This window comes from Arthrobacter sp. H41 (assembly GCF_000520535.1).
Taxonomy (GTDB): Bacteria; Actinomycetota; Actinomycetes; order Actinomycetales; family Micrococcaceae; genus Arthrobacter_D.
Genome location: NZ_AZRZ01000424.1, coordinates 1 through 8,259, shown reverse-complemented (window position 1 = coordinate 8,259; position 8,259 = coordinate 1). Strand labels below are relative to the sequence as shown.

7 protein-coding genes are annotated in these 8,259 nt (G+C 66.8%); 5 read left to right on the top strand and 2 right to left on the bottom strand.

The window, feature by feature from the left end; genetic code table 11:
- Nucleotides 1–1,251, top strand: a 1,251-nt coding sequence (locus Y705_RS16300) for an AMP-binding protein (RefSeq protein ID WP_155849826.1), incomplete at its 5' end; no start/stop codon positions are given.
- 7 nt (nucleotides 1,252–1,258) lie between these two features.
- Here the strand turns inward: Y705_RS16300 and Y705_RS0100720 are convergent.
- Both Y705_RS0100720 and Y705_RS16295 read right to left on the bottom strand, forming a co-directional pair.
- Nucleotides 1,259–1,999, bottom strand: coding sequence for a response regulator (locus Y705_RS0100720; RefSeq protein ID WP_026531481.1), 741 nt, complete (start codon nucleotides 1,997–1,999; stop codon nucleotides 1,259–1,261).
- Complete coding sequence (locus Y705_RS16295; RefSeq protein ID WP_049822053.1) at nucleotides 1,999–3,663, bottom strand: sensor histidine kinase; 1,665 nt, start codon at nucleotides 3,661–3,663, stop codon at nucleotides 1,999–2,001. The genes Y705_RS0100720 and Y705_RS16295 overlap by 1 nt, the downstream gene beginning before the upstream one ends.
- A gap of 207 nt (nucleotides 3,664–3,870) precedes the next feature.
- Between Y705_RS16295 and Y705_RS16290 the strand changes: the two genes are divergently transcribed.
- The 4 genes from Y705_RS16290 to scpB all read left to right on the top strand — a co-directional run bounded on the left by Y705_RS16290 (nucleotide 3,871) and on the right by scpB (nucleotide 7,982).
- Nucleotides 3,871–5,283 (top strand): cation:dicarboxylate symporter family transporter, encoded by a 1,413-nt coding sequence (locus Y705_RS16290; protein WP_049822052.1) that lies wholly within the window; start codon nucleotides 3,871–3,873, stop codon nucleotides 5,281–5,283.
- A gap of 280 nt (nucleotides 5,284–5,563) precedes the next feature.
- Nucleotides 5,564–6,451, top strand: a complete 888-nt coding sequence (locus Y705_RS0100700; RefSeq protein WP_026531480.1) for a ParA family protein — start codon at nucleotides 5,564–5,566, stop codon at nucleotides 6,449–6,451.
- Between the two features lie 12 nt (nucleotides 6,452–6,463).
- Nucleotides 6,464–7,315, top strand: coding sequence for a segregation and condensation protein A (locus tag Y705_RS16285; RefSeq protein ID WP_081737668.1), 852 nt, complete (start codon nucleotides 6,464–6,466; stop codon nucleotides 7,313–7,315).
- 58 nt (nucleotides 7,316–7,373) lie between these two features.
- On the top strand, nucleotides 7,374–7,982 hold the full coding sequence (scpB, locus tag Y705_RS0100690) for an SMC-Scp complex subunit ScpB (protein WP_026531479.1): 609 nt from the start codon (nucleotides 7,374–7,376) through the stop codon (nucleotides 7,980–7,982).
- The last annotated feature ends 277 nt before the right edge of the window (nucleotides 7,983–8,259 follow it).

Here is an 8,259-nt window from a genome sequence, read left to right as displayed (position 1 = left end):
GCCGCAGCCGGAGCCACGCCGGCGGAACCGGTGGACGTTGAAGCCACCGATCCCCTGTACATCCTCTACACGTCCGGAACCACGGGATCCCCCAAGGGTGTGGTCCGCGACAACGGCGGCCACGCCGTCGCGCTCACCTGGTCGATGAAGAACATCTTCGACGTCGGCCCGGACGATGTGATGCTGACGGCGTCCGACGTCGGCTGGGTGGTGGGGCACTCCTACATCGTGTACGGCCCGCTGCTGGCGGGCGCGACCACCGTCCTGTACGAGGGAAAGCCGGTGGGAACCCCCGACGCCGGGGCGTTCTGGCGGTTGATCGAGGACCACGGCGTCACCGTGATGTTCACGGCCCCCACAGCACTGCGCGCCGTCCGCCGCGCTGATCCGGGCGCTGCCGCCCGCGGGAATTATGACCTCTCGACCCTTCGCATCCTGTTCTCGGCGGGGGAACGCCTGGACACCGGTACCTTCTCCTGGATCGGCGACGTGCTCGGGGTCCCCGTCATCGACAACTGGTGGCAGACCGAGACGGGGTGGCCAATCTGCGCCAACCCCCGGGGCCTGGGCGGGGTGCCCGTCAAGCCGGGATCGCCGTCGTTGCCGTCGCCGGGCTTCGACCTGGCGATCGTGGACGGCGAGGGTACTCCGGTGCCGACAGGGACCGAGGGCACCATCGCCCTCCGCCTGCCGTTGCCGCCGGGGGCGCTGACGACGCTGTGGGGCAGCGACGAGCGCTACGAGGAGGCCTACCTCCGGACGCTCGAGGGGTACTACGTCAGCGGTGACTCGGGGTACGCCGACGACGACGGCTACCTCTTTGTCATGGGACGGACCGACGACGTGATCAATGTGGCAGGGCACCGGTTGTCCGCCGGAGCGATCGAGCAGGCCCTGGCCCAGCATCCCGCCGTTGCCGAGTGCGCCGTGATCGGGCTGGAGGATGCCCTGAAGGGCCAGCGGGCCAGCGGCTACGTGGTGCTCAAGGCCGGAGAGGTCGTCGATCCCGCCCAGCTGCAGAGTGAGCTGGTGGCGCTCGTCCGGAGGCTGATCGGCCCGGTGGCCGATTTCCGGAACGCCGTCGTGGTGGACGCCCTGCCGAAGACCCGGTCGGGGAAGATCCTTCGCAAGACCATGCGGCAGATTGCGGCGGGGGAGACCTACACCGTTCCCTCGACCATCGAGGATGCGGGGGTGCTCGACGCTCTCGTGCCGCTCCTTTGCACCGGCGGCACACCGCCCGGAAGGTGACGCTGCCTCAGCGGGCCCAGCGGTACTCGAATTCGGGCCTGCCCCGGGTGCCGTAGCGGGGTGTACGCCGGACCGATTTTTGCTCGGCGAGATACTCGAGGTAGCGGCGCGCCGTCACCCTCGAGAGGTTGAGGCTCTCGGCGATTCCGAGGGCCGACGTCGGCTCGGCCAGTCCCCTGAGGTGCTGGACCACGGCGCGAAGGGTTTCTTCCGACAGTCCCTTGGGAAGGAATGCCTGAGGTGCGGCGGGCCGCAGGGCGGCAAGGGCGTGGTCGACCTCCGACTGGGTGGTCGACGCCGCCTGGCCCGTCAGATTCTCCCGGAACCCCTGGTAGGTGGTGAGCTTCTCGGCAAAGGCGGAGAAGGTGAACGGCTTGATGAGGTACTGCACAATTCCCGAGGAGATCGCCGACCGGACCACCTGGAGGTCCCGGACAGCCGTGATGGCGATGACGTCCGCGGGAAGGCCGAGACCACGAATCCTGCGGATGAGGTCGAGTCCATGCGCGTCGGGCAGGTTCATGTCGAGCAGGATGAGGTCGACCCCGGCGGGAGGATCTGTCGGCGGGGGATCGGCCGGCTTTCCCGGCGCGGCACTCCTGCCCCCGGGTGGGAGGAAAGCCAGTGCCTCGGCGCCGGTCCGCGCCACACCCGCAAGGGTGAACCCGTCGAGCCGACGAACGTATTCGGCGTGGGCGTCAGCCGCAATCGGGTCATCCTCCACCACGAGGACGCGGATTTCCGCCATTACTGTGCGTCCGCGGCAGGCCGGGCTCCGGCCCGGGAGGGCAGTACGACGGCGAATGCTGCGCCACCGAGCTCCGACGTCGTCACCTCGAGGGTGCCGCCGTGCCGTTGCACCGCCTGCCGCACCAGGGCGAGGCCGATCCCGCGGCCGGATCCCGAGTGCTCCTTGGTGGAAAAACCCAGGTCGAAGGCCCTTCGGCTCTCACCGGCTGAGAAGCCGGGACCGCTGTCCTCGACCACCAGTCTCAGGCCGCCCCGCGGTCCTTCGGCACTGCCGATAGCCAGCTCGACGCGGCGCCCGTCCGACGCCGCGGCCGCATCGAAGGCGTTGTCGAGCAGGTTACCGACGATGGTGACGAGATCGCCCGCCTCGATGCCGGCGTCACCCATCGCCTCCGCCACCTCGATGGAGAGCTCGATGCCGCGCTCGTTGGCCTGCGCAGCCTTGCCCACCAGGAGCGCGGCGACGAAAGGCTCGTCCACGGCGGCGACCACGCGGTCCGTCAACTGCTGCGACTGCTGGAGATCCTTCGTCGCGAACTCGAGGGCGTCGGCGCGCCGGTCCAGTTCGATGAGGGACACGATGGTGTGCAGCCGATTGGCGTGCTCGTGCGTCTGCGCCCGCAGCGCCTCGGCAAGGGTACGCATGGTCTGCAGTTCGCCGGCCAGGGATTCGATTTCGGTGTGATCCCGGATGGTGGTCACTGTTCCGAGGGAGCCGGTCTCGGAAGAATCCTTCCCGCCCGGGGTTCTTCCACCGCGGTTGTTCCCTCCCGGAGGCACCGCGGGTGTCTGGTTCAGGACGAGGACACGGCTTTTTGTCAGATGGACCTCGTCGAAAGCCTGTCTTCCGCTGGCCAGGAGCTCCGTAAGAGAGGTCGGCAGGAGTAGGTCAGCGGCGCGGGTGAGGGAACCGGCGCGGTTCCCGTCAAGCCCCAGGAGCCGTGCGGCCTGGTCGTTGTAGAGGACCAGGCGCCCCACCGGATCAGTGAGCAGAAGGCCCTCGCGCACCGAGTGAAGCACCGAGTCGTAGAAGACGAACATCCGTGCAAGCTCATCGGTTCCCAGGCCCAGCGTCGCCCTGCGGAGGTGCCGGCTGAGCACGAAGGAGGACAGCGCACCAAAACAGAGTGCCCCGAGGGCGATCAGCCCGACCAGCGGCAATTGGGCATTACGCGCGATTGCGGCCCGGTCCACGGTGATTCCCGCCGCCACCATGGCGACAACGGCGCCGGTGGCGTCCTTGACGGGTGCGATCGCACGGATGGAGGGCCCCAGCGTCCCGGTATAGGTTTCGATGTGCGGGCTCCCGGCCAGCGCCTCGGCAACCGAACCGATGTAGGGGAGGCCGATCTGTTCCGGGTTGCGGTGCGTGAAACGGGTGCGGTCCGGGGCCATGATGGTCACGAAGTCGACTCCGAGTCCGTTCATCACCGCCACCGCGTACGGCTGGAGTTCCGCCGCCGGATCCAGTCCGCCCACTGCGTTCCGGACGAGCGGATCGAGGGCGATCGTGCCGGCGACGGACAACATCCGCTCGGACGCCGCGTCGTAGGTGTTCTGTTCCGCGTCGAGATACAGCACCCAGGAAATGCAGGAGGTCAACACGAAGACGAAGACCAGCTGACCCGCGAAGAACTGCCGAGCAAGGCTCCATCGTTTCACGCAGTAACCGGTTCCTCTCGAGTGCCATCCAAGTCTAGCCCGGCACTCATGACCAGTATGAACGCAAGGGTGACCGGCATCACCCCCGCTGGCAGGATGGCGAGCACAGAACACCACCTGACCGGCCACCTGGCCCTACCTCCCGCGGGCCGAGAATGGGCTTGGTCCGCCGGTCCTGCCGGGCGGCACACAACATTGGAGCTCCTCATGGCTATGTCGCCATTCCGGTCCCGCGGGGGATCAGCAACACCCCGCAAGAAGGTCGACAAGACCCACTACCTGTACATCGCGGTCATCGCGGCAGTGATTCTCGGCGCAATCCTCGGACTCGTCGCCCCGGAACTCGCCATCGCGCTCAAACCCCTCGGCACAGGCTTCATCGCACTCATCAAGATGATGATCGCACCGATCATCTTCTGCACCATCGTGCTGGGGATCGGTTCGATCGCCAAGGCCGCGACCGTCGGCAAGGTGGGCGGGCTTGCCCTCGGCTACTTCATGCTGATGTCGACCTTCGCGCTCGCCATCGGCCTCGTGGTGGGCAACCTCATCAACCCCGGCGAGGGCCTCGACATCAGTGCCTCCACCTATGAGGCGCCGGTGACCGACGAGGCCGCCGACGGAACCGTGGGCTTCCTCCTCGGCATCATCCCCACCACGCTGCTCTCGGCGCTGACCGGCCCGAGCATCCTGCAGACCCTTTTCGTGGCGCTGCTCGTCGGCTTCGCACTGCAGAAGATGGGTACCGCCGGGCGCCCGATCCTCCGCGGAATCGGGCATATCCAGGCCCTCGTGTTCCGTATCCTCGTGATGATCATGTGGCTGGCCCCCATCGGCGCCTTCGGCGCCATCGCCGCCGTCGTCGGAGAGACCGGCGTCCAGGCCATCGTGAGCATGTTCACGCTGATGATCGCGTTCTACGTGACCTGCGCCCTCTTCATCGTGGTGATCCTGGGCGGCCTGCTCAAGATGGTCACCCGGGTCAACATCTTCAAGCTGATGAAGTACCTCGGCCGCGAGTACCTGCTGATCTTCTCCACGTCCTCCTCGGAGGCCGCGCTGCCACGGCTCATCGCGAAGATGGAACACATCGGTGTCTCCAAGCCCGTGGTAGGTGTGACGGTGCCTACCGGCTACTCGTTCAACCTCGATGGAACCGCGATCTACCTCACCATGGCGTCGCTCTTCGTGGCCGAAGCGATGGGCACGCCTCTCGCGCTGGGTGAACAGATCTCCCTGCTGGTCTTCATGATCATCGCCTCGAAGGGTGCTGCCGGCGTCACCGGTGCCGGTCTCGCCACGCTGGCCGGCGGCCTTCAGTCGCACCGTCCGGACCTCGTGGAGGGCGTCGGCCTGATCGTCGGCATCGACCGTTTCATGTCCGAGGCCCGTGCGCTCACCAACTTCACGGGGAACGCCGTCGCCACCGTGCTGATCGGCACCTGGACCAGGGAGATCGACCGTGCCCGGGTCGACGAGGTCCTCGACGGCCGCCTGCCCTTCGACGAGGAAACCATGAGTTCGGACCACAACAGGTTCGACGACGAAACGGACGACGTCGAAGCCGGGGCCGAAGCCCGGACCGACATCGTCGCTGGAAACGGCGTCCGGGTCGGCTAGGAGCCGGACGACGGCGACAGTACCGGATGCACCGAGGGGCCGCTTCTGACGCCCTTCGATGCATCCGGTACTTTTTCGTTAGGCTTGTCCCGGGCAGGGATGCAGCCATGCCCGGGAACATTCGACCTCAAGTTGAGGATCAAGGCTCGCGCTGGCACCGCGGACATTTGCCCGAAGCCCGCCGGAGGCGGTTGTACGGTTGAGGAAGAACAAGTACGGCGGGTCGCTGGAGAACGGCATGCGGCCGGCCGGGCATACCAATGGAAGCGTGGAGAGATACGTGAGTAGCGAACAGGGTTTCACAACTCTGCAGAACGCAGCCGAAGCTGAACTTGGACCCACGGGCCGGCCGGTGACGGTCTTCCCCGAGCCTCCGGTCCTCGACTCCCACGGTCCTGCGCGCATCATCGCCATGGTGAACCAGAAGGGCGGGGTAGGAAAGACCACGTCCACGATCAACCTCGGAGCGGCGCTCGCCGAAGCCGGACGCCGCGTCCTCCTCGTGGATTTCGACCCCCAGGGTGCGCTGTCGGCGGGACTGGGCACCAATCCGCATGAGCTCGATGTCACCGTGTACAACGTCCTGATGGATCGCAAGGTCGACATCCAGGACGCCATCCGGACCACGGCGATCGACAACATCGACCTCCTACCGGCGAACATCGACCTGTCCGCGGCCGAGGTCCAGCTCGTCAACGAGGTGGCGCGTGAGCAGGTCCTCGACCGGGCGCTCCGCCGGGTCTCCGACAATTACGACGTCATCCTCATCGACTGCCAGCCGTCGCTGGGGCTGCTCACCGTCAATGCCCTCACGGCAGCGCACGGCGTCATCATCCCGCTGATCTGCGAGTTCTTCGCCCTGCGTGCCGTGGCGCTCCTGGTCGAGACCATCGAGAAGGTCCAGGACCGCCTGAACCCCGGGCTGCAGGTGGATGGGGTGCTTGCAACGATGTATGACGCACGCACCCTCCACAGCAGGGAAGTCATCGCCCGCCTCGTCGAGGCCTTCGGGGACAAGGTCTTCGAAACCGTCATCAAACGCACCATCAAGTTCGCAGACGCAACAGTTGCCGCCGAACCGATCACCTCCTATGCGGGCAACCATTCCGGAGCAGACGCGTACCGCAGGCTGGCCAAAGAGCTGATAGCGAGGGGTGGAGCGCCCTAGCGGGTGCAGGTCATGCCCGCTCCGGGTCACCAGTCCGCGGCCGTTCTCGCAGCAGAGCCGGCGCCGCCGGAGGCGAAGGCGGTCTTCGAGCTGCACCTCGCCAACTTCACCGGCCCGTTCGAGGTACTCCTGAACCTGATCTCCAAGCGTGAGCTGGATATCACCGAGGTGGCCCTTGCCGAGGTGACCGACGAATTCCTCGCCCATATCCGCCGGATCCAGGCGTCTGCGGGGGAATGGAACCTCGATGAGGCGAGTGAATTCCTCGTGGTCGCGGCGACACTCCTCGACCTCAAGGCCGCAAGACTCCTGCCCTCCGGTGCAGTCGAGGACGACGAGGACATCGCCCTGCTCGAGGCACGGGACCTCCTCTTCGCGCGGCTGCTCCAGTACCGGGCGTTCAAGGAGATTGCTCGGCAACTGGCCGGGCGAATCGACGAGGAGGCCGACCGGTACCCGAGGAGGGTGCCCATGGAGCCGCAGTTCGCCGCGATGCTGCCCGAGCTGGTGTGGCAGGCTTCCATGGCGGACTTCGCCGCCCTTGCCCGAAAGGTGCTTGCGCCACGGGAACCCGTCCCCAGCGAAGTGAGCCTCGGCCACCTCCACTCCCCAAGGGTCAGCGTCCGCGACCAGACCGAGCTGATCGAGGCGCTCCTGAGGAGCAATTCTTCGTTGTCCTTCCGGCAGCTCACCGCCGACGCCGGACACCCGGCCGTCGTCGTCGCGCGTTTCCTGGCCCTGCTGGAGATGATCCGGGACGCAGTCATCTCCTTCGAACAGATGGCACCGCTGGGTGAGCTTCGCTTTCGCTGGGTTGGGAACGATGGCGGGACCGGCGGGGGAGGGGGTGGGGGCGTTGACTGATCAACCGGACAGCGACGGTGGAACCAGTGACAGTGGACACCGTGACAGTGGAACCAGCGTGGAATACAGCCCCGCAGACCAGCCGGGCGGGCTGAAGGGCGCCCTCGAGGCCGTCCTGATGGTCGTGGAGAAGCCGGTGACCGAGGGCGAGCTGGCTCTTGCGCTGGGCATACCCCCCGGACAGGTTGCGGAAATGCTCGTGGAACTGCAGCGTGAGTACGACGGCTATACTGGGGGAGGCCCGCAGAGCGTCGATGCTCGCCAACCGCGCGGTTTCGAGGTGCGCAGCCTCGCCGGCGGATGGCGCATCTACTCCCGGAACTGGTTTGCACCAGTGGTGGCGGCGTTCGTCCTCGAAGGCCAGACGTCCCGCCTCTCACAGGCCGCTCTCGAAACTCTGGCGGTGATCGCGTATCGGCAACCAGTCTCCCGTGCGAGGGTTTCCGCCATCCGGGGCGTCAATGTGGATTCGGTGGTCCGCACCCTCACCCAGCGCGGGCTCGTTGCCGAGGTGGAGACCGATCCGGAGACCGGGGCAATCCTTTATGGGACCACCCCGTCTTTTCTGGAAAGATTGGGACTTGGCAGCGTGGCCGAGCTACCGCGGCTTGCGCCTCACCTGCCCGGCCTGGAGAACCTCGGAGATTTCGACGATACGACGTACTAAGAATGCTAACCAGAAGGACGAATTGATGACACAGGCGCCAGGATCCGGCTCCGGACGGAACAACCCGCGCCGCGGCGCCAGTTCGAGCGGCAGGCCGTCGGACAGCGCGGGCGGCCGCGGGCGGCCGACGGGCCGTGCGGGCAGCGACCGTGCAGGTAATGACCGTGTAGGTAATGACCGCGTCGGCAGCGAGCGCGCTTCCGGTGGTCGACCGGGCAGTGACCGCGCCGCAGGCGGCCGTTCGGGCAGTGACCGCGCTTCCGGTGGTCGACCGGGC